Annotated in this window: 21 protein-coding genes and 3 pseudogenes; 1 reads left to right on the forward strand and 23 read right to left on the reverse strand. The window is 35.6% G+C overall.

The features are described from left to right. The first annotated feature begins 385 nt into the window (after positions 1-385). Positions 386-1,360, forward strand: coding sequence for a LacI family DNA-binding transcriptional regulator (locus NYE63_RS16355; protein ID WP_342601906.1), 975 nt, complete (start codon positions 386-388; stop codon positions 1,358-1,360). 679 nt (positions 1,361-2,039) lie between these two features. On the opposite strand, the gene NYE63_RS16360 is transcribed toward NYE63_RS16355, so the two are convergent. From NYE63_RS16360 to NYE63_RS16470, 23 genes and pseudogenes are all read right to left on the reverse strand, one after another. Beyond that, complete coding sequence (locus NYE63_RS16360; RefSeq protein ID WP_342601907.1) at positions 2,040-2,618, reverse strand: TetR/AcrR family transcriptional regulator; 579 nt, start codon at positions 2,616-2,618, stop codon at positions 2,040-2,042. Between the two features lie 690 nt (positions 2,619-3,308). Beyond that, a complete protein-coding gene (locus NYE63_RS16365; protein ID WP_342601908.1) occupies positions 3,309-4,265 on the reverse strand; it encodes an AEC family transporter in 957 nt (318 codons plus the stop codon). Positions 4,266-4,600: 335 nt separating this feature from the next. Next, entirely contained in the window at positions 4,601-4,798 is a 198-nt protein-coding gene (locus NYE63_RS16370) for a carboxymuconolactone decarboxylase family protein (protein WP_342605795.1), read from the reverse strand. A 116-nt stretch (positions 4,799-4,914) separates the two neighbouring features. After that, on the reverse strand, positions 4,915-6,147 hold the full coding sequence (locus tag NYE63_RS16375) for a malic enzyme-like NAD(P)-binding protein (protein ID WP_342601909.1): 1,233 nt from the start codon (positions 6,145-6,147) through the stop codon (positions 4,915-4,917). 221 nt (positions 6,148-6,368) lie between these two features. After that, positions 6,369-7,139, reverse strand: coding sequence for an SDR family oxidoreductase (locus NYE63_RS16380; protein WP_342601910.1), 771 nt, complete (start codon positions 7,137-7,139; stop codon positions 6,369-6,371). Positions 7,140-8,054: 915 nt separating this feature from the next. Then, positions 8,055-9,119, reverse strand: a complete 1,065-nt coding sequence (locus NYE63_RS16385; RefSeq protein ID WP_342601911.1) for an NADH:flavin oxidoreductase — start codon at positions 9,117-9,119, stop codon at positions 8,055-8,057. A 306-nt stretch (positions 9,120-9,425) separates the two neighbouring features. Next, positions 9,426-9,941: an OsmC family protein gene (locus NYE63_RS16390; RefSeq protein ID WP_342601912.1), complete on the reverse strand. Its 516-nt coding sequence runs from the start codon at positions 9,939-9,941 to the stop codon at positions 9,426-9,428. An 86-nt stretch (positions 9,942-10,027) separates the two neighbouring features. Continuing rightward, positions 10,028-10,756, reverse strand: coding sequence for a DsbA family oxidoreductase (locus tag NYE63_RS16395; protein ID WP_342601913.1), 729 nt, complete (start codon positions 10,754-10,756; stop codon positions 10,028-10,030). A gap of 21 nt (positions 10,757-10,777) precedes the next feature. Further along, the gene (locus NYE63_RS16400) at positions 10,778-11,437 is read right to left on the reverse strand and encodes a carboxymuconolactone decarboxylase family protein (RefSeq protein ID WP_342601914.1); all 660 of its coding nucleotides are present in this window, start codon (positions 11,435-11,437) and stop codon (positions 10,778-10,780) included. Between the two features lie 767 nt (positions 11,438-12,204). Further along, on the reverse strand, positions 12,205-12,522 hold the full coding sequence (locus tag NYE63_RS16405; RefSeq protein ID WP_342601915.1) for a thioredoxin family protein: 318 nt from the start codon (positions 12,520-12,522) through the stop codon (positions 12,205-12,207). Positions 12,523-12,573: 51 nt separating this feature from the next. After that, positions 12,574-12,837, reverse strand: coding sequence for a hypothetical protein (locus NYE63_RS16410; protein ID WP_342605796.1), 264 nt, complete (start codon positions 12,835-12,837; stop codon positions 12,574-12,576). An 82-nt stretch (positions 12,838-12,919) separates the two neighbouring features. Beyond that, positions 12,920-13,113 (reverse strand): annotated as a pseudogene (locus tag NYE63_RS16415) (NAD(P)-binding protein); the annotation flags it as partial. A gap of 81 nt (positions 13,114-13,194) precedes the next feature. Beyond that, positions 13,195-13,518: a thioredoxin family protein gene (locus NYE63_RS16420; RefSeq protein WP_342601916.1), complete on the reverse strand. Its 324-nt coding sequence runs from the start codon at positions 13,516-13,518 to the stop codon at positions 13,195-13,197. Between the two features lie 88 nt (positions 13,519-13,606). Then, entirely contained in the window at positions 13,607-13,807 is a 201-nt protein-coding gene (locus tag NYE63_RS16425; protein WP_342601917.1) for a carboxymuconolactone decarboxylase family protein, read from the reverse strand. After that, positions 13,804-14,115: pseudogene (locus NYE63_RS16430) on the reverse strand (carboxymuconolactone decarboxylase family protein); the annotation flags it as partial. The pseudogene NYE63_RS16430 and the gene NYE63_RS16425, both read right to left, overlap by 4 nt. A gap of 594 nt (positions 14,116-14,709) precedes the next feature. Continuing rightward, positions 14,710-15,285 carry a TetR/AcrR family transcriptional regulator gene (locus tag NYE63_RS16435; protein ID WP_342601918.1) on the reverse strand — a complete coding sequence of 192 codons (576 nt, stop codon included), beginning with the start codon at positions 15,283-15,285 and terminating at the stop codon, positions 14,710-14,712. Between the two features lie 353 nt (positions 15,286-15,638). Then, entirely contained in the window at positions 15,639-15,788 is a 150-nt protein-coding gene (locus tag NYE63_RS16440) for a hypothetical protein (protein WP_342601919.1), read from the reverse strand. Between the two features lie 669 nt (positions 15,789-16,457). Beyond that, complete coding sequence (locus NYE63_RS16445; RefSeq protein ID WP_342601920.1) at positions 16,458-16,628, reverse strand: hypothetical protein; 171 nt, start codon at positions 16,626-16,628, stop codon at positions 16,458-16,460. A gap of 312 nt (positions 16,629-16,940) precedes the next feature. Then, entirely contained in the window at positions 16,941-17,321 is a 381-nt protein-coding gene (locus tag NYE63_RS16450; protein ID WP_342601921.1) for a RidA family protein, read from the reverse strand. Positions 17,322-17,611: 290 nt separating this feature from the next. After that, the gene (locus NYE63_RS16455; protein WP_342601922.1) at positions 17,612-18,166 is read right to left on the reverse strand and encodes an OsmC family protein; all 555 of its coding nucleotides are present in this window, start codon (positions 18,164-18,166) and stop codon (positions 17,612-17,614) included. Positions 18,167-18,942: 776 nt separating this feature from the next. Continuing rightward, positions 18,943-19,932, reverse strand: a pseudogene (locus NYE63_RS16460) (D-cysteine desulfhydrase); the annotation flags it as partial. Between the two features lie 377 nt (positions 19,933-20,309). Further along, on the reverse strand, positions 20,310-21,746 hold the full coding sequence (nhaC, locus tag NYE63_RS16465) for a Na+/H+ antiporter NhaC (protein ID WP_342601923.1): 1,437 nt from the start codon (positions 21,744-21,746) through the stop codon (positions 20,310-20,312). Positions 21,747-22,061: 315 nt separating this feature from the next. Beyond that, complete coding sequence (locus tag NYE63_RS16470; protein ID WP_342601924.1) at positions 22,062-23,249, reverse strand: MalY/PatB family protein; 1,188 nt, start codon at positions 23,247-23,249, stop codon at positions 22,062-22,064. Positions 23,250-23,254 lie beyond the last annotated feature (5 nt).

A 23,254-nucleotide genomic window follows, 5' to 3' on the forward strand; every position in this document is an offset into this window, starting at 1 on the left:
TCAACCGGTTACATATGTCAATCGGTTGACAGCTTTTTTTTGAAAAATCAGACATTACCTTTCGGGTTATTTGTCTCTAACCCTTGCACATATTAGTACTTTTCTCTAAAATAGGTGCGTGATCAGACTAATCTGAAATTATTTTATTATAGGGTTTTCCTAGTAGGTGACAGATTATGATATGCTATTAAACAGTTTATTAATGGATTTTTCATTTTTATAACCTTCGCTCTTTATACAATATTGATGCCAATGTTTAATATCTCTGTGAACCAACTGAAAAAATCTCAGTATCCAATCAATGGACATGAAAACTTTATTCAAATGAGTAGTTAAAAAAGTTAAATAATAATGGATGTTTCTTAATAAGGTAGGAGGACATGAAATGAAGCCTAACATTCACGATGTGGCAAAAATAGCCGGTGTTTCATCAACAACAGTTTCCCGTGTATTAAATAACCGCGGTTACATAAGTGAAAAAACAAAAGAAAAGGTTTATAAAGCGATGGAAGAGATTAATTATTTTCCAAACGATTTAGCCCGTTCTTTATTTAATAAACGAACTAATTTAATAGGACTAATTATCCCAAATTCAAGTAACCCATTTTTCGGTGAACTTACCTTTCATATTGAAAGTATCTGTGCTTCATTAGGCTATAAATTGTTACTTTGTAACAGCTTAAACCGTATAGATAAAGAAGAAAAATATTTAGAAATGCTCATACGTAATCAGGTAGATGGAGTAGTCGTTGTGACATATAACCGAGGTATACTAAATTATGAGAAGCAGAATCTTTCTGTCGTAGCAATTGACCACTACTTATCGAAAAACATCCCTGTTGTTGGCTCTGACAATTATAGCGGAGGAAAAAAAGCTACTGAATTATTAATAAAGAAAGGTTGTCAGCATATTGTTCATATAAATGGACCAATTGAACTGCAAACACCAGCAAACTTAAGAAGAAAAGCGTATGAGGATGTTATGAAGGAACATGGTAGACTTCCAAATACATATGAAGTTTCACCTCTTCAAAGTCATCAAGAAGTAATCTCTAAGCTTTTTGATGAACATCCAGAAGTAGATGGTATCTTTGCAAGTGATGATTTAATCGCGGCATCTGTTATAACTGAATCTAAAAAACGCGGAAAAGATATACCAACGCAATTAAAAGTTGTCGGTTATGATGGAACAGAAGCAGTTCAAGTTTTACTGCCAGAATTGACAACCATACAACAACCAATTGATTTAATTGCCAAGACAGCCATTGATATTTTATTAAAAGAAATTAAAGGTGAATTTAACGATTTTCCGTTGGAGACATATCTGCCTGTTAAACTTTTAGAAGGTGGAACGACTTAATTTATTGTCTTTGTATGATGTTTTTTAGTGTGGGAATTTTGTGATAACTCCAATTAATCTCTCTTTTATTTTTAACGAGACTTAAAATCCCCTTTAAATGGAGAATATTTACTAACTCCTGTGAAGCCCATAGAGTGCATTAACTCCATGGGCTCTTCTTGTTTATAAAACTTTTCATTCTTTGCTGATTGATCGACTGTTAACTTTGGCGACCAGTTGGCTCCAAAATTTTCGAGAAACTTTGACAAATAGGATTTTCCATTAGTCATTACCGTGATCATTACAGGGCCGGGAAGCATGATAAAAAGTATGAGTAGTAAGTAAGATAACTTCGAAAACCCCAAGTTCCCCAATAGATGCTATTAAAAGTGGTTATTAAATCTTTATTTAGATGGGCTCAGGATGAAAATTTAATTAATGGAAATCCTGTTTAACAATATACAATTTCGTGGTCTCCATGTTTTTCACGCACTTCTCAATATTACCCATAAATTAGTTCAGTAGCAATATGGGTATCGGAGCAAAAGTTCCAGAAATTGCAATCGTACCAACAAAAGCTTTTATATCCTTAATATATGTAATATGTATTGGAATCAAACTGTCCCTACCGTTTGGTACATAATTAGTTTATTAAAATTTATGAGGAAAACCCAAGAAAATGATATGAGACAGTCTCATATCATTTAGAAAGATGATATTGTATCCTAATTAAATCTAAAACATTTGTGAGGAAACTTATATCTTTTTGATTTTTCATTAATAAAACTCCACCTTCAATCGTGGCAACGATTGATTGAGCATGTTTTTTCGGATCAATAGTAGATGAAAGATGTTCTTGTTCTATAAGTTCCTTTAATGTTCTCTCTACTGAATCAATCCACTGATTAAAGATATATTGTAGTTTTAAACGAAATGTTTCATCATGTTCGCTCATTTCAATAGCTAAGTTTCCAATGGGACAACCCGATTTCCCCTCTCTTTCTGTATGGAATACCAATGTTCTGTCTAACATTTTGTTTAATTTAGTTATTGGATCAAGTTGGGATTGAAAAATTTCTAAAATAAGTTTCTGTTCCCATTCTTGGATTAGGTCCTCTACAACAGCTAATCCTAAATCATATTTCGATGAGAAGTAATGATAAAATTGACCTTTTCCAATTCCAGCAGCATCAAGGATATCTTGTATTGAAGTGGATTGATATCCTTTAGAGTAGATAACTCCATTTGCAGCTAAAATAATCTCTTTCTTCTTAGACATATCAACACACCTTTAAGTTTTATAAGATAATTATATTATAACTCAAAATCTCTTCTCATTTTTAAGTATACCAAATAAAAGAGGAAAATCTAAACTTGAAAGGAAGGTGCTTGAAATCAGAAATTTAGTCAACTTTACGGATATAATGTAGTTTTCTTATCAGGAATCTATAATGAAATGTAATGTCGCTGTTTAGCACTCGTAAAATAAAAATTATTGTATTAATATCACTTTTATATCGACTGTCATTCGCTTTCCTTAAGGATTAAAAATAATTACTCTTCCAATAAATTTAATAATATAAATGTTGTGATTATTGTAAAAAGGTGAAAAACAGGTGTATTTATAATGTTGGTATAATTCCAATCCCACATAAAATCCCCATATCCTCTATATATAAAAATTGATTTTGTTTTGAAAACAGCACACTTTATAGAAAGATAAGGTTAATACCGAACATTTAAGATTTTATACTATAAAAATTCGGTATTAACTTTTTTATTATGAATAAAAATGGCCGTAGGGCAGGTAAAATTCATAGTACTTTAGCTGTTTGCTTCTTTTCGCACCAGAATCATCATTTAAATATTAACTAGAATTAAATTCAACAATCAGTTACCCACACAGTTGAATTCTACAGATACTTTAGTATTCTTTACAATCTCAACTGATTGATTGACAATAACCTATTTACATCAACCAAGAGATCAAAAAGGGAAGGGAGACAAGAGACATAAGCGCACTAATAACAAAAGCAGAGGCTGTCTCACTTGCTAGATTGTCAAATCTCACCGAAATCATAGCTGCTACTGCAGATCCTGGGAATGCTACTAATAAAATTAATTTTGTTACGTCATCTGAAGATAATCCTATTGCAAGCGCAATTCCAAGCATGACAAGTGGTTGAACAATTATTTTAAGAAGCGCAATCCCAAATGCAGTTCGGCTAAATTGAATTCTACGAATTCCGATTGTGACCCCAACTGCAAATAACGCTGCGCCCGATGTAATGGAACCAATTTGTTCTAAACTATGCTCTAATAAATCTGGTGTATGGAACCCAAACAGCACTAGAACAACCCCAACTAAAGGAACACACGCTAACGGCTCTGAAAGACCATGTAAAATTGATTTAACAGTTACTTTAAAAAGACTTTCTTCTTCGTCATTCCCTTTATTCTGACGTTGACCTACTGTGCCAATAATAGTGGCTAATGGATCTAGCATGGCATTCACAACGATTCCTGTAATGGCAATTGGAATCGCAACCACATCTGCTCCAAACAAACTTCCTAAAACTGGAATCCCCATAAACGCAAAAGTTGGTTGGGTTGAGTTTAAAGAAAACATTGATGCTCCTGTTAATGAAAATTTAAATGCGTATTTAGCTATTAACAGGAAAACAATATAAAAACCTACTATACCAATGACTAAGGCAAGTAAAAATGGCCATTTTTCAATTAATGTTTGCTTAGATGTTGTTGTAATCCCCACAAACAGATGGGCTGGTAATGCAAATTTAGTTACTAATGTATTTAATCCTTTTGATGTCATGGCATCAAATTTTTTAAAATATCCAGCAAAATATCCTAATGCGATGACAAAGAAAATAGGTGTTAGAATAATAAAGATTTGACTAATATCCATTTTAAAATCCTCCATCTTTCACTTTTGATCTAAACCATTTAACTTCAAAGTGAATGGTCTTTAATAAATACCAATGTCTATCAAGGTGACAAGCATTGACTTAAACTTACATAGCTATCTCCGTATTTTCACTAGCTTTGATTGGTTTATAAGTTGGATGCCACATGACATCTTTTACAACTTGTTCAACATTTTCTGGAGCATGCTGAGAGACGCCCTCTTTAATAGTTGCTTTTGCAACCTCATATTGTACCTACCGTTTGGTACAATATGAGGTTGCCATGTTTCTTCACTACTTAACTCTATATGTTTACAATATAAAATTTCTATATTTCTCATACCTTATTAACATGAATTTCCATACAATATGGACTACCAGTAACGTGAGCTACTGCCACAGCCATTAATTCCTTTAATTTAGATGATAATTTCCCTTGAGCTAAGGCCTTATGATCGAAGTTGACAAATTCACGAAATGCTTTACCGTTTAATTTACTAAATTCCTCTAAACGATTAATGTCTGATTTTAATATAAACTATCTTTACCTATTATATCTTTTCCTTCATCTAATAAGCATTTTGTGTATTGATACTTTAAGAATTATACGGCACCACATTATGTACCTACCGTTTGGTTCATATTCGGCGATTAGCTCTCGATTTTTGTTAGTTGTTCTGTATGTGCTTTAACAATTGCTGAATCAATTTTAATGCGTGCCACACCTGAATCCATTGCTGCTTTTGCTACAGATTCCGCCACAGCTGGCGCTACACGAGGATCAAATGGTCCAGGGATTACGTAATCTGCGTTTAACTCTTCTTCAGTAATCAGACCAGCGATTGCTTCAACAGCCGCTTTTTTCATTTCTTCATTGATATCAGAAGCACGAACGTCTAACGCTCCGCGGAAAATCCCAGGGAATGCAAGAACGTTGTTTACTTGGTTCGGGAAGTCTGAACGCCCTGTTCCGATAACTGCCGCTCCTGCTTCTTTTGCAGCGTCCGGATTAATTTCCGGATTAGGATTTGCCATCGCAAAGATAATCGCATTGTCATTCATTGATTTAACCATTTCTTGAGATAGAGCATCAGCTGCAGATACACCGATAAATACGTCTGCGCCTTTAATCACGTCGCTTAGCGTGCCGCTTTCTTTGTTTACATTTGTATAAGAAGCAACTTCTGATTTTACTTTATTCATGCCTTGCGGACGGCCTTCATAGATTGCTCCTCTTGTATCGCACATGATCATGTCGCGTACGCCGTAAGAGTAAAGAAGCTTTGTGATCGCAATGCCGGCAGCTCCTGCTCCGTTTAAGACAATTTTTAAATCTTTCATTGTCTTGTTTACGATTTTTAGTGCGTTTACTAGTCCTGCTACTGTTACAATCGCTGTTCCGTGCTGATCATCGTGGAAAACAGGGATATCCACTTCTTTTTTCAATCTTTCTTCAATTTCAAAGCATTGTGGAGCTGCGATATCTTCTAAGTTAATGCCTCCAAATGTGTGAGCCATTAACTTTACTGTTTCAACAATTTTATCTGTATCTGTTGTATCAAGCGTGATTGGGAAAGCGTCTACGCCTGCAAAGCTTTTGAATAGAATTGCTTTTCCTTCCATAACTGGAAGTGAAGCTGCAGGTCCAATGTTTCCTAACCCAAGAACAGCCGTACCATTTGTCACAACGCCGACCATATTTCCTTTCATTGTGTAATCATACACCGTTTCTGGATGTTCATGAATCACTTTACAAGGTTCTGCTACTCCTGGAGAGTATGCTAAACTTAAATCTTGAGCGTTTTGAATTTCGACTTTTGATTTAACTTCTAACTTTCCTTGTTTTTCTTGGTGCATACGTAGTGCTTGATCACGTAGTGACATCATATATTCTCCTTTTTTTCATATATACTTTTATTTTTGTAATGAATTTATTTAACACTAGCATTTTATCGTCGTAATTGTAAGACAACCTGACCGAATAAATTCACTGACAAGTGCCAAACGACTTGCCACCTGGCACCGATTAAATATCGATGCCAGCATAGCCTTTTTTAGTTGTCTACTTGACAGGGGTAAGTCCAGATTGCTCCTTTTTTTTATTTTTATCTTAATCGAGCTGTAACTCCACCATCAATTGACATAATAATGCCTGTAATCCATGATGATGAATCATCCGCAAGGAATAAAATTGCATTTGCTACATCATCTGGAGTACCATTACGTCCAATGGGGTGAAACTCATTAAAAGTTGGTAATACTTCTGCTACTTCTTCTTCTGACATAAAAGTATTGTAAATTGGTGTTTCAACAATTGCAGGTGCTACTGCATTTACTCGAATGTGATCACCAGCGAATTCTACGGCTAAATTTCTTGTTAAAGCATGTCTTCCTGCCATTGCAGCTGAGTAAGCTGATGAAGGAGTTGCTTCCACTGCTTGAATAGCCCACATTGAACCAGTATTTACAATTGCTCCTCCTCCACGTTTTTTCATTTCTGGTATAACTGCTTGAGAAGAATAGAATGTTCCTTTAACGATTGTATCTAAATAGGATTGTAGATCATCCTCTGTATGGTCAAGGAACGGTGTTGGATTAAATTTTCCTGTATTATTAACTAATATATCTACCCCACCAAACACTTCTACTGCTTTTTTAACCAAAATCTCCGAAGTTTCCTTTTTACTGATGTCACCGGCTACATATAAAACTTTTTTGCCAGTTGGGTCAATTTCTAAAGCCGTTTCCTTTAACACATTTTCTCTACGTCCATTAATAACCACATTTGCTCCTTCTTCAAAAAATCTTTTTGCAGTTGCTTTCCCAATCCCAGTACCTCCACCCGTTACGATTACAGTTTTCTTTTCAAATCTCATTATCATTCATCTCCAATTTTTATTATTTAGTTCAGTTGTTCCATCAATCACTATTGGAAATTCCTTTTAAGTTCATTTCCACCGATAAACCTATTATTTAAAGGGTTAGTTACTTTAACATAATTCATTTATAACAGGTAAATATATTAACTATTTATCTAACTACTAAAGGTGGATTTGATTTAAAAAATTTCATTTACAATTCATGATTTGACAGGATAACTGATCATCATGAAAAAACTTATATTATCCAATTATTCAATTGTACGATTGATTAATTGAATTATAGCATCAGAATTCCGACTCGTCAATTAAGATTGTTTCACCTAATAAGGATAACTTTTCATAGTAATTAATATCCAACAAAATGAAAATATACATGATATTTTAGAAGGAACGGAGTCATTTAAATCCGTCGCAGATAGATTTAATGTCAATTTAACTCCTTTTAAAAATTGGGTTGCGCTTTATGAAAAACATGGATTAGAAGGATTAACGGCTACCTATAAAAACTATGATTTTAGTTATAAAATGTACTAAAATATATGAACGATTTTGGAGCGTTCCTCACGCAAGTAGCTGTCGTGTTATATTCCTTCTCCTCCGACTCCGACCATCCTAAAATGGAAAAAGCAATAGGACACTAACGGAATAGACGCTCTTGAACCGAAGAAAAAGGAGTATCCATCCATGGTTAAAAGAAACGAAGAAAATACTAGCAGAGGGATCATTAGAGGCATTACATGCTGAAAATGAACGTTTATGTGCGGAAAATGCCTATTTTAAAAAGTTGAGGGCTAAAATAAAGTTTGATTAGAAATGTTATGGGATTCTTTAGTTGAAAGTAACTAAAAAGAACCCATTTTGAAAAATATCATTCAAAATGGGTTCTTTATTATTTTTTAAGCTCCGCGATTAATATAATGTGTCGATTGCCTCACGCGTAAACGGAAGTAATTCTTCTGTTCGTCCATCTCGGATCTTGTTTACCCAGTCAGGGTCAGCTAACAATGCGCGACCCACCGCTACCAAATCGAATTCTTCACGGTCTAATCTCTCGATTAAATCGCCCATCTTGTTGGCTTTGCCATTAGCCTGTTCCCCGGTAGCAAAGAAATCCACGAAGTCAGCGCCATCAAGACCGACAGATCCAACTGTAATTGTTGGTTTTCCTGTCAGTTTTTTCATCCATCCTGAGAGATTAAGTTCAGATCCTTCAAATGCAGGTTCCCAAAAGCGACGAATAGAGGCATGAAAGATGTCAACGCCTGCATCAACTAATGGCGTTAAGAAACGTTTTAGTTCTTCTGGAGTTTCTACTAACTTTGCTGTATAGAACTCATATTTCCACTGTGAGATTCGGAACACGATTGGAAAATCTGGTCCAACAACACGTCGGCAAGCTGCGATGACCTCACTCGCAAAGCGCGTGCGCTTAACTATGTCGCCACCGTATTCATCGGTACGTGTGTTTGTTTTTTCCCAGAAGAACTGATCGATTAAAAATCCATGGGCTGCCATAATCTCGATGCCATCAAAACCAACTTTTTTAGCATTGGCTGCTGCCTGTGCGAAAGCTTCAACCAATTCCGAAATTTCTTGTTTTGAGTAATCATTAGCGTTGCCTCGTGCACCCATGTGCCACATTTGAGAGAAAATTTTCCCACCGGCCTCGTGTACTCCATCAACTACTTTTGACCAACCGTTTAGCGCCTCTTCTCCGTATAAGTGTGGTACGTCCTCCTGCCATGCTGGCACCTCGGATGCAACATCAGGATGGTTGATAAACGTACCCTCTGTCAAAATAAGTCCAACACCCTTTTCAGCTCTACGACGATAATACGCAGCGACATCCTCCCCTGGTACTCCATTTGGAGAAGAGTTTCGCGTCATAGGTGCCATCAAAATACGATTAGATAGTTTCAGATTTCCCATTTCGAATGGTTTAAAAAGAGCTTCAACTGATTGAAAATTGTTCATAAAAACCTCCAAGTTTTATCACTTAATGTGTTATTTTATAGTATAGGCGTATCGTGGTATTATATTAGGAATAATTCAATCAACCTAACTAATTCCCATCAGTACATATTAAAAAAGACCAAATGCACCCTCGCCTTTATTTAATGTTTTGCTTGCTCATTTTATCTTTACAGTACAGTATTAATTCTAGGCCAACCACATTGGCGATTTAACTAGAATTAACAAATTATCTCTGACGAGCTGTTACCCTACCACTTAAAGTTAGTTATACAAGGTAAAGTAAGATCGGCACAGTTCTGAAGCTTTTTACTTATTACGTTTAAAAGTTGAATTTACTTGAACATTTCTTTGTAGTGAATTTTTTACAGGAGAAATTTCCAGTGCTTTTGAAACTAATTCTTCAAGTTGTTTATCATCTGCGTCACTATCCACTGTGAATTGAACATCCACTTCGTTAAAACCTGGATTTCCTTCTTTTAAGCCCAACAATACATTTAAATCTAATTGTCCTGAAGCGTTAACTTCTAGGGAAGTCACCTTAATACCCATTAAACTAGCTGTTGCAATAAATGAAATGGATAAACAACCACCTAATGCACTTAATAAAAGTTCACCGGGGTTTGGACCCTTATTAGATCCTGAGAACCAATCTGGCTCATCAATGAGAACGGGTTTGTGATCACCTACTTGTGCTTCAGCGTAAAATCCACCTTTCCATTTGACCGAAGAAGACCATCCTACAATTCCTTCCTCAGGATTTTTCTTATAATTTTCTACTATGTTTTCAATAACTTTTGTATCGACGCCATTAATTTTTGTCATGTTTATATCTCCTTCATTTGGTTTTTTTATTAGAATTATCTCTTTACACTTTCGTTATCTAATCTAAGTTTTTACAAAGCCCTTTATTATGATTTTTTAGGGGGAATGACACAGCTGCCATCCGTACATACCCCTCCATTAGGAGTATCCGCCGATAGAGTTTCTAATTTGGGTGCTGGATTGTCTTCTTCCCACACTTTATCTAGTACTTCAGAAAATGCTTGCGCTGGCTGTGCTCCTGAGACTGCATATTTTTGATTGATAATAAAGTACGGAACGCCATTAATACCATATCTCTTGGCTTCATATTGATCATCTTTTACGTTTTGTGTGTATAGTTTCTTATCATTTAATACGTTCAATGCTTCGTCTCTATTTAAACCAGAAGCTTCTGCAATATCAGCTAGTGTGTCTAGATCTCCTACATCTTTAGACTCCGTAAAGTGTGCAGAAAGTAACTTTTCATTCACAATGGCTTCTTTACCTTGAGTTTTGGCCCATTTTGCTAGGCGGTGAGCATTAAATGTATTCGTTGGTTTCATTTCATCAAAGTTAAAAGTTAAGCCCACATTTTTCGCTTGTTGAGTTAATTGAGTAATAAACTGTTTTGCTTGCTCCGTGCCACCAAATTTGGAAGCTAAATTCTCAACATATTTTGTTCCGTCATATAGTGATGCATTCGGATCAAGTTCAAAACTTTTGAATTCCACGTCTACTTGATCTTTATAAGGGAATTTAGCTAACGCATTCTCTAAATTTTGTTTTCCAATATAACAGAATGGACATGCAATATCAGACCAGATTTCAATTTTCATACTTTCACTCCTCCATAAGACTTATTCATCATATGCAACTAATGCATTCACTCCATGAGAAAGGGCAGACCCTGCTTTTAATGCGGTTGCTACCATAATGGATTCAGCCACTTCTTCCCTCGTTGCTTTTGCTTTTTTGGCTGCTTTAGTGTGGTTATCAATACAATAAGGGCATCCTGTTGTATGCGCCACTGCTATAGCAATCAACTCTTTTTCCTTCACACTAAGTAATCCCGCCTTCATCGCTTTTTGGTCAAATGTCACAAACGCTTTAAAGACATCTCCATCTAACTGAGAAAACTCTTTTAGTCGGTTGATATAAGAAGCTCGATATAATTCATCATCAGCGGTTCCATCATAAGCGTTTAAAGCATTGACACCATGAGCAAGAGCAGATCCTGCTTTCAGGGCTGTTGCTACCATAATGGATTCGGCCATTTCCTCTTTGGAAGCTCCATGTTTTTTAACTTGTTTAACATGAAAATCAATACAATGGGGACATCCAGTCGTATGTGCAACTGCCACTGCAATTAATTCCTTTAATTTAGCTGTTAACTTTCCTTCAGATAGCGCTTTTCTGTCAAAGGTTACAAATTCTTTAAAGATTTCAGGTGAGAGTGTACTAAATTCACCTAAACGGTTAAAGTGTGACTTTTTGTATAAACTATCGTTCTGATTCATAATTAATCCCTCTAATTCCTTTTTATTTTTTGCATCTAATTGTACCTACTGTTCGGTACAAATGTAATAGTAAAGCACCAAGGTAGTTCAATGATGTCAAAATTATTACATTGTCTTACTTACTTCAAGAAATATAAGGTTTTCTTTAGTGCCTCAATATTTAGCATCAGCCTAAATCGCATCTTTCTACATAACTGTCTACCCTAGAAGAATTTTCATGCAAACCTTATCTCCTTTTATTTAATAATTAGAGAATAACATTAGATCTTCCTTATTCTTTAAAGGGATCATTGTAATCCTCCTCCTATCAATAAACAAATACCTGTACCTACTAGTTGGTACAATTTTATAATAGCATACTTTTTTTGAATATGCAACCCTTTATCTTCAAGCAAGATAGTAAGACCGATATTTACCATTTTTATTTACAAAGCACAATGGACGTAGAGCTTCATTATTGCTATCACTGAACAATTTATCTACCTTATTTAAAATGATGGTACAACAGAGTAGCATTGTTCATGATTTCTCCTATTTGCTATTTTCAGAATTGGTTTTTTAACAGCATTACCTTACTACAGTTCGGTACAATCTTAATGCGCTACATCATCTAAATAGTGGCAATAAAAAATTGAGTGTCAGAGAGAGTATTGAACTATTTCCGCATACCATCAATAACATTTCTTAAAAAATTTTGCAGATTTTTCATTAGGAGAGCCCCTCCCAATTATATCTATCATTATTTGAACAATTTCTCATAGCAATGATTAAGCGGACAAGCTGTTAAGGAACGTTTCGATTTCTTCTTGTGTTTTCCGAACCTTGCTGACAAACCGCCCTGCTTCTTCTCCTTTGTGATAAGCGATAAAGCTTGGAATACCAAATACATCCAGTTCGATGCACAAATCAATAAAGTCATCCCGGTCTACATAAATAAACTGATATTCCGGATAATTTGCTTCAATGTCCGGCAAAATCGGCTCGATCACCCGACAGTCTGGGCACCAGCCCGCTGAAAACATAAAGACAACGCGCTCTTCTTTTTTTAACTTCTCAAATTGATCCATTGATTGTAATTTTTCCATCATGATTCCCTCCAGTTTTTTCATGTACATAATCTTCGTATTCTTTAGCACTCATAAGGTTTTATCATTTACATTATCCATTTGAACTTCTAATATCCACCCTTGATCATAAGGTGTTTCATTTACATATTCAGGACTATCCTCTAACTCTGTGTTTACTTTTAGAATTTGACCGTTAAATGGTGCGATGAGTTCGGATGTATTTTTAATGGACTCCACATCACCAAAGCTATTCTCTATCGATAATGAATTCCCTTCCTCTGGAAGATTTAAGAAAACAATTTCACCAATCGTTGTTTGAGGATAATCTGTAATACCTAAACGTACCGATTATCTTCAACTTTTGCCCAAATATGGTCTTTGAAATAATACAGTTCTGTTGGTGTATATTCATTTTAGAAAGATCTGGTCCTAAAACATGATCAAAACCAGGATAACTTTCCACGTCTTTAGTGTTTGCCATTTGTCCACCAGGTATTCCTCGTTCAATAAGCAAGGTACTTAGGTTAGCCCGTGAAGTATGGACAGCTGCTGTCATACCAGCAGGTCCAGCCCCCACAATGTAACATCATATATCTCCTTGTTTTCCAAATGAATCCCCTCCTCTTTAAAGAAATTATTTATATAATACAATGTAGGTTTACTTTTACTATTGAGGGGCAATATGTTTGTTTATTGTCCTTTAATAGCCAATACTTGTTTTTTCAGCTCTTCTAAATCAGCAATTCCAACAAAGGATTGACCGAATTTATTTTTAAAGTAAAAGCGTGAATTAGGAATGCTCATGACATCAAATTCTTGAGCCAGTTCTTCGTTCTTATTGATATCAACCTTTACGATTTGTACCTGATCTCCTAATTGTTCGTCTAATTCCTCTAAAGTGGGAGCAAAATAATTACATGGACCACACCAAGTAGCTGTGAAATTTAATAATACTACTTTATCTGTTTGTAAATGTTGTTCTAATTCTCCATTTTCCACATAAATAATAGCCATTTTTCTTTCTCCTTTTAATTAGATATGATTTCTTGGTTTACTTAAATTTGTATATAAAAATTAGCTTTCATCATAAGCATTTAAAGCATTAATGCCGTGAGCAATAGCAGAACCTGCTTTTAATGCGGTTGCTACTAATAGTTTCAGCCATCTCTTCTTTTGTAACCTGAGTTTTTTTAGCTCCTTTTACATGAGCTTCAATACAATTTGGACAACCTGTTACATGAGCTATTGCAATAGCAATAAATTCTTTCTCTTTCTCTTTTACACTAAGTTTTCCCGCTTTCATTGCCTGTAGATCAAAGGAAACAAAAGATTTAAAAATGCTTCTCCATGTAAGGAAGAAAATCCTTTTAGGCGGTTAAAGTTCGATACTTTGTATAATTCATCGTCACCTGTCTCATCATAAGCATTTAAAGCATTAACGCTATGAGCCATAGCAGAACCTGCTTTTAATCCAGTTGCTACCATAATAGCTTCAGCCATCTTTTCTTTTGTAGCTTCTTTCTTTTTAACTTGACTAACATGAACTTCAATACAATATAGGCAACCAGTAACGTGAGCTACTGCTACAGCTATTAATTCCTTTAATTTAGATGATAATTTCCCTTCAGCTAAGGCCTTATGATCGAAGTTGGCAAATGCACGAAATGACTCACCACTTAATTTACTAAATTCCCTAAACGATTAATGTCTGATTTTTGATATAAACTATCCTTACCCATTCTATCTTCTCCTTCATCTAATAAGATTTTGTGTATTATACTTTAAAATTTATAAAGCACTTTTTTTCTGTACCTATCGTTTGGTAAAAGAAATTTTCATACATTCAGAGGATAAGCAAGCAAAAAATGATATTTTTCATTTCAGTCATTTTTACAAATTTTATCTTCCCTTTCCTCTAAGATTTTGTGTATTGATACTTTAAAAGATCTATAAGCGTTATTTTCTGTACCTACCATTTGGTACAAAATGAACTTATCATACATTTAGAGGTTAGGCAAGCAAAATGATTTTTTTCAAAGTCATTTTTTTCAAATTTTATTTTCACTTTTCTTCTAAGATTTTGTGTATCGATACTATAAGATCCATAAAGCACCATTTTCTGTACCTACAATCCGGTATAAAAATGAGCTGATCATACATTTAGAGAATAAGCAAGCAAAAATGATATGAGAAAGTCTCATATCATTAAGAAAGACGATATTGTACTCGAATTACATCTAGAACGCTTGTAAGGAAGCCTATATCTTTCTGGTTCTTCATTAATAACAATCCACCTTCAAGCATGGCAACGATGGATTGGGCATGTTTTTTCGAATCCATCGTAGATGGAAAATGCCCTTGTTTTATTAGTTCATTTAAAGTCTCTTCTATTAAAGAAATCCAACGGTCAAAGATGTATTGTATCTTCACTCGAAACGTCTCATCATGTTCACTCATTTCGATAGCTAAGTTGCCAACGGGACAACCTGATTTCCCTTCCTCGTCTGTATAGAATACTAATGTTCTCTCCAGCATTTTATTTAATTTAGTGATTGGATCAAATTTAGATTGGAAAATCTCAAAGAAAACTTCTTGATCCCATTCTTTTACTAAATCTTCTACAACAGCTAAACCAAGATCATGCTTAGAGGAAAAGTAATGGTAAAACTGTCCTTTCCCAATGTTAGCAGCATCAAGAATATCACTGATAGAAGTAGCTTGATATCCTTTAGAATAAATAATTTTTCTTGAAATTGTAATAATTTCTTGTTGTCTAGACATATAAACACACCTTTATTAGTTAATTTAACCAGTCACTCTATATACAAATATAGAGTGGCTAAATCAGTTTAAATATACTTTCTTCAAATCATACAACAGAAGTATGACCTGTTACTATTGTATTAGGTATTCCTTTTTAACGATAGTAAAAACAAATGAATTTCTTTTATAATTACTAATTTGATCGAATTTAAATAATGACCTAGTTTATTTAGTAAAGATTTCTCCTTGAACTTTTTTAGTCGGTTCCCTACGACGCAACCCTTATCAGCCGCCGCAAATAATCTACTGGCTGATTGAATTTGTTTTTCTGTTGAACTCTCGGATAAACCCATACGAGGGTGATGTATAATTTAAAATTCATCATCAGATATAAGCCCGTCAGAATTTAAGCTCACTACTACAACAGGAAGCTCTCTTGATTCAATCATAAATACAAAAACTCCATTGCCTTTTACTCCATCATGCCAAACGACATCTGCGTTAGTTTTCATATTAGCCATATGAAACAATCTTTTAAGTAATTATTTCTGGCCATATTATAATGTAAAATTCATCTAAATTATTTACTGTCTTTAACGCACTAAAAACAGTTGAAATTTACGATCAAAAACATTAACCTCATTTATACTAACACTATTGTTCAGAGGTGCAATAACTTCTATTTTTTTAAAGGTAACATGTACATGAAAACATGAGAATTCAATTTACAAGACTTTTTGGAATCAGTTTAAAAAATTATTGGTATTTATCATATATTCACGCAAAACTTTACCTACTGCTTGGTACAGAATAAAATTTAACATAGTTATTATCACTTTTCAACTAAACTACTCAAGAAAAACTCACCATAAATCAACGATTTCAATATAGCCATTATGTTAATACGCAAACTTGTTATAGTATTTATTAATAATAATCAATCTTGATTCGCTTCTTTAATCTTAAAACAGTAAGAATTTTTTTTGATATTTGATTATTCTTCGATTCTCACATTTTTATTCATTATACATAAAAGTACCCGATAGGGCAGACCTTTTTTAGTGTCTACTCTATAGGGTACAGTTTACTTTTAAGTTAGAAATGTATACCAGTCCTGAACCTACTTTCCAAGAAGCTAAAGAAAAAACAGCCTTATGAATGGGTTTCGCGGTCCAATCATAAAGCTGTCCTTACCTACTAATCGAAGGTTTTCCAAAAAACGGAACATTGTTTATAAATATCTTTCCATCAACTATTATTAATAACAATTTCCATCTTTTCTTCTTCAAATGATTACTGATGAAAAAGAATACGGTTACAAACAAAGCGCCAATGGCAATATTCATAGCCCGTAGTGACATATACCGGGCCACCTCAATTGATTTATTATGCGAACGATAGGGAATTACCATCGGACTTAAACTTTGGTTAAACAGTATGGAGGTTACAGTTAAACGGCACCATGATAATGGGTTTGTTTTAGCAAATAACCAAAGTATGGAAAGGCTCCAATATTGGCTAAATCCCAATGTTGAATCATAGTTACTCCCAAAATAGCCACTATACATTTAATGCTAGGTTGATAAACCTAATGACAAAAATAAGCCTGATTATCAGATCCTCATTTTTATCCGATAATCAGGTTCTTAACTCTATTCCCTATATTTATTACTTTATTTTAGAGCAGCAATTACTTCTATTTCGATTAATACATCTTTTGGAAGTCTGCTTATTTCAACTGTAGATCGAGCAGGGCGATGTTCTCCCAAATGTTTCCCATACTCTTCATTTACAAGTGAAAATTGATTCATATCGCTTAAGAAAATGGTTGTTTTTACAATATTTTTAACTGATAAATCTTCACTTTCTAATATTGCTTTTATATTTTTCATTACTTGGTTTGTTTGTACGATAATATTATTTTCAACTACTTCATTTGTTTCTGGATCTACCGGTATTTGTCCTGAAAGAAAGAAAAACCCACCTGCTTTTATTCCTTGAGAATATGGCCCGATGGCTTTAGGGGCCTTTTCTGTAAAAATTACATTTAACATGATTTCCCTCCCAATTCTTGGTTTATTTTTTTATTCACCGTATGCATTTATGCATTAACTGGCAATTATATTCAACCATGTGATGCTTGTAACGGAAAAAGAAGATGATAATTTAATTAATTTATCTTCAGTCTTCAAAGAAATATGACCAATTTTATGGGCAACTGCAATTGCTTGGTGCACAGCAGCGGCCGCATTTTTAATTCTTCGGAATGATATTTCTGACGAACCTTGACCATCCATTTTTACGTAATAAAAATGGTATTGGTCAGATTCACTCCCAAAAATTATCAATCTTCAATAACTAATTCAGGAACAATCGTAATAGCATTAGCAATCGTTGCCCGATTCGGTGATGTCTTAATCACAGCTTCATGTAATTTTTCATACTGCTCTTTGGTTCCGTTTCCTTTTACTCGAATCGTATATTTGACCTCTTTGAACCCGATAGGTGCCTCTGGATCCACCTCTAGGAATCCCCTTAAATCTAAGCCAGCTTCCAGATCTATTTCCAACTTGTCAAGCGTGATGCCCATTACGGAAGCACCGACTGAATAACCGATCATCATGCATGCACCCATCCCCCCCAGCAAATATTCTTGCGGTGTAGGATGTGTATTTTTCCCTAAAATTTGTTCAGGTTCATCAATAATAAAGGAAAAGTTCCTTTCTAAAGATTGATCCCCTAATTGTATTCCTTTAGTTGTAACCTTTGCTTTGGTTCCGCCCTGCCACTGAAGATTGACTTTATAGTCAATCATGGCACTTTTAGGATTTTGCGTAACTTCTTCGATATAACCCTTCAATGCTGGTACATTAATTCCGTTGATATGTGTTTCAATCATGCTCTACACCTTCATTCTTAGATTTTATTTGAACTACATATTTTTAAAGGATCCCTTAGGCCGCTCATAAAAGTGTTTTATAGTATGAACTAAAAAAAAATATAAGCAGTTTCATTTTACATGATTAGTTTCTAGCACCTTATGCTGTACCTACCATTCGGTAAAGAAAAAAAGAAAATGATTGTTTAATCAACTTATGTTCAGCGATATGCGGCCAATCTTATAACGTTTGATACCCTTTTCACTACCCTAAATTACTTGATTACCTCGCCAGTACCAACCATTAGGTACAAATTAGGAAACTCACCAGTACATACAGCTCTTTTTTTATTCCCCCTCCCCTTTTTGGTACTTCCTAAATTTTAGAAAGTTTCGAATATTGTTTCGCTTGCGTTTATTCTATCAAGGTGCATTCGAAAAATCAAGATGTTTTTTGGATATTATTGGCGTTGAATAATAATAGGATTTTAATCCTATTCTAGCCATTTGTGAGGTCTGATGTTCTGATTTTTGACACGCCTGCAGCTAAAGCAGATGGAATTCTAAATAAATCCCATGAACGTTAAGTCTTCTGAGATGAGAATTCTTGAGCTGTGTCTTCCTATGTCATATAAATCCTCGGTTCATAAAGAACACCTTCAAAACGCTGTACAGTGTTCGTTAGGCTAGCCCCGTCTGTCCGACGGTTAGAAGGCGTTTCCCTTCCTGGAGAATGTTCTTCGCAGCATTTTCGTCTCTACGTGCTGACCACCGGCTCTAGACTTCTGTTCCGGCTGAAACAATCCGGTATTCGTATAAAGTGCAGGTGCCCCGCCTGAGTGGACAAATAAAATCCGCTCGCCTTTTTTAAACGTCCCTTTTCGGATCAAATCGATGATGCCAGCGACCGCTTTTCCGGTATAGACGGGGTCAAGTAAAATCCCTTCCGTTTTTGCCACAAGTCGGACGGCTTCTACCATTTCCGGTGTTGGCAGAGCATAGCCTGGGCCGACATATTCATCAAAACAACTGACCGCCTCCCGCGGGAATGAACCTCTAATTCCAAGATGTGCGGACGTCTCTGTTACTAGTTGGCAAACTTTCTCTTCCTGCTCCTTCTTACCCCGGCTTACATTGATACCAATGACAGGAATTTTACTGAGAAAGCCATGAAAGCCCGTAACCAACCCCGCTTGCATGCCGCCGCTTCCGCTGACACAAACAACTGAATTCAAATTGATGTCTTGATCGAACGTCTGACTGAGAATTTCCTGCACACATGCAGCATATCCTCTTGTACCAATAACATTACTGCCTCCAACTGGAATCATATACGGCCGGCGTCCCTCTTTTTTAACCTGTTCAGCGATTTTCACCATTTCTTTAATTAAATCCGTGCCATTTGGCACAATTTTAATATTCTCCGCCCCAAGCAAATGATAGAGAAAATAATTGCCGTTAAAAACCGGGTCATTCTTTAATTCCATCCCCTTTTCCAGCACGAGAATACACTTCAGCTTTTCTTTTACAGCCGCAGCTAATGTTAACCGGCAAAAATTCGACTGAATACCGCCGCATGTAATGATCGTGTCTGCACCGTTTTCGAGAGCATCGGCAATCAGGAATTCCAATTTCCTTGTTTTATTTCCCCCAGCCGTCAAACCAAGCAGATCATCCCTCTTAAAATAAATCTCAGGCCCGCCAAGAGCTTCCGTCAATTGCGGCATCAAATCAATCGGTGTGGCAAATGACGTATAACGACGCCTAGGAAATCGCGCTAAATTCATGCATCCTCTCTCCCTCTATTAATGTTGATTTATTAACGGTTTAGCAGTTAATGCAGTGTCAAAAAATGGTTTCCAACTTGATTCCTTACAAAATTTTATATTTTTAAAATCATTACGACACGTAGGTACGCTACCCCGGTCACTACTAGTTAATGATGATAAGTAGCATTAGGGAGTTATGCGACGCACAAGTGATCTCTGCGTAGCTTATGATGAAGTAGCCTCCCCTGTACCTTGGCACATACGTGTATCTAGTGATGTCAATAATGGTACAACCTAGCATAAAATAGATAAAGGGCTCCCTAAGGTTAAGAAAATTCCTTTTGGACACCTCCATTTATCTTTTATTTGAATGGTCCATATATAGTGTATTTATTTCAGATAACGCCAGATTGACTTTTACCCTCTTCATCTCCAATTTCATCTTCAACATACCAAATAAATTTATTGGTATACCCATAAATTGTGACAAGTATTATTGCTGCAAAACTTAACCACATGTAAGGTATATATTGCAATGTTGGAACACCAAACATCGCGGCCATAAATATTCCATTATCTGACCATGGCACCATAGGCGAAGTCATCGTTCCACCCACCTCTGTATTTCGGGATAGAATTCTTTGATCAATTTTTAATCGGCTATAATGTTTTTCCATAATTTTCGGAGTCAAAATTAATGAAACATACATGGCGCAGCTGAATACGTTGGACAAAAAGGCTGTTGCAAGTGTGGCAACAGATAAGCGACCAGTATTCTTGATAAAATTCGTTAAAGAATCGACAATTACTTCTAATGCGCCGATATAACTTAACAAACCGCCAAATCCCAATCCAAGCAAAACAACCACCATAGACCCCAACATTCCTACAATACCGCCACGGTTTAACAATTCATCCATAAATTCATTTCCAGTTTGCAAGCTAAATCCTTCATAAGCGGTACGTAACGCTGCTGTCCATTCCATGTCTTGGAAGTATACGGCCCAAATCACTCCTAACAGAGCTCCAAAAGTAATAGTCGGAAGAGCGGGCTTTTTCATAGCTAATAAAACAATGACTACCACTACTGGAACCAATATCCACAAGTTAATATTAAATGTACTTCTCAAAGCCGTCATGATGGATTCTAATCTATTTAAATCCATATTATCAGGGGAATAAGCAAATCCTGCGATTGTAAAAGCAATCCCACTAATTACTAATGCTGGAATGCTCACATAAAGCAAAGATTTAACATGTTCAATAATATTTACTTTGCACATTGAAGAAGTTAGTACAGTACTGTCGGATAAAGGAGAAAGTTTATCTCCAAAATACGAGCCTGACAATACTGCCCCCACAACAATTGGTAAAGGGATACCCATCGCTTCTCCAATTCCTACCATAGCTATACCGGTTGTTCCGGCCGTTCCCCAAGATGTTCCAGTCGCCAATGAGGTAATAGTACAAAGTATTAGAGTAGCTAACAAAAACACACTAGGATGAATAAATCCTAACCCGTAATAGACAATACTTGGCACAATTCCGCTTGCAATCCAGGTACCGATGAGCGTGCCGACAGCTACAAGAATTAGAACAGCATCTAGGCCACTAGAAATACCGTCTTTAAGTGCTTCCTGCAAATCATCGTATGAATACCCTAGTCTTAATCCTAGTAAAATCACCAAAAACAAAGCGATAAACAACGCTAATTGAATAGGTAAATTAAAAAATTCAGTGAACGAAAAAGCAAGTGCCAAAAATAATACAAGTACCATGCTTACTTCTAAAATACGAGGTTTTCTCACACTATTTTCTTTATTATTATTCATTTTATTTCCCCTTCCCAGGAATGTGTATATATGTCTACTAAATATGAATACTTAGAAGGTCTATCATATACCCTTTTCATTGGTGTCGAAGGTGATGGCATGTGGAGCTATGAGTAGCTTACTCCCAATTTTTTATCTGAAAATAATAGTGTAATTGCTAACTACCTCTAAATATACCGAACAAGATAACAAGCGGGATAATTGGAACATGTCCGAACTGACTTTCCAATTTGTACTACTTTTATTGTTGTGATCTGGTTACTTAAACAAATGTGTATCAATATTGACCATTGGAATATTGGGTTCTGATACAGGTTAAGGTTTTAGCACTGTATAACTATTTACTGCCTTTTCTATTCGTTTCAGCCCTTCTTCCAAAACGGATCGAGGACAACCTATATTAATCCGGATAAACCCTTCACCTCCCGGACCAAAACCGTAACCCAAACTAGGCGCAACCTTCGCTTCCTTCAGCATAAATTGCTCCAAGCTTTTGTCATCCATACCTAATTCACAACAATCGATCCAAACAAGATAGGTTGCTTCTGGTTTGATTACTTTGAGTTCTTTAATATTGCTTTCAATAAAGTTTGTCAAGAAATCTAGGTTTTGTTGAAGGTAATCTATGCATTGATCCAACCATTCATCTCCATATTTATAAGCGTTCTCCGTTGCTGCAACACCAAACGAGTTCATAAACACTAGAAAGTTTTTGTTCATTGTTTCCACGAATGTTTCTCGTAAATGGCGGTTAGGAATAATAATATTAGACGTTAGCAGACCTGCCAGATTAAATGTCTTGGTCGGCGCTGTGCAAACAATTGTATTTTGGGTGAATTCTTCCGAAAGGGAAGCAAACGGAATATGAGTATGGTCTTTATAAATTAGATCAAAGTGAATCTCATCGGAAACGACTAGAACTTTATGTTCCAAGCAGATTTCCCCTAATTCTATCAGTTCTTCTTTGGTCCAGACTCTGCCTCCTGGGTTATGTGGACTACAAAGAATCAGTAACTTTACCTGGGAATCTAATTTCGTGCGTAAATCATCGAAATCCATAACATATTTTCCGTTTTCAAATTTGAGCGGATTGCAAACAAGTTCACATTCATTCTTCTCTACAACTTGGCTGAATGGATAATAGACAGGGGGTTGAATTACAATTTTATCCCCGGGTTGTGTAAAAGCTTGAACAATAAAGCTCAATGCAGGAGCAATTCCAGGACTAAAACAGATCCAGTCTTTTTCTATATTCCAATTATGTCGCCGCTTCATCCAACCGGCTACAGCCTCGTTATAAGATTCTGTTTTAACCGTATAGCCAAAAATCCCATGTTCAGCTCGTCGTTTTATCGCGTCAATAATGAAGGTAGGAGACCTAAAGTCCATATCCGCCGTCCACATGGGGAGAACACCCTTCTCCCCGAACATTCTTTCTGCTTCATCCCATTTATATGAACTTGTATTATAACGATCGATTTCTTTATCAAAGTCAAATATCACCTGAT

This window comes from Peribacillus sp. FSL E2-0159, assembly GCF_038643155.1.
Taxonomy (GTDB): Bacteria; Bacillota; Bacilli; order Bacillales; family DSM-1321; genus Peribacillus; species Peribacillus simplex.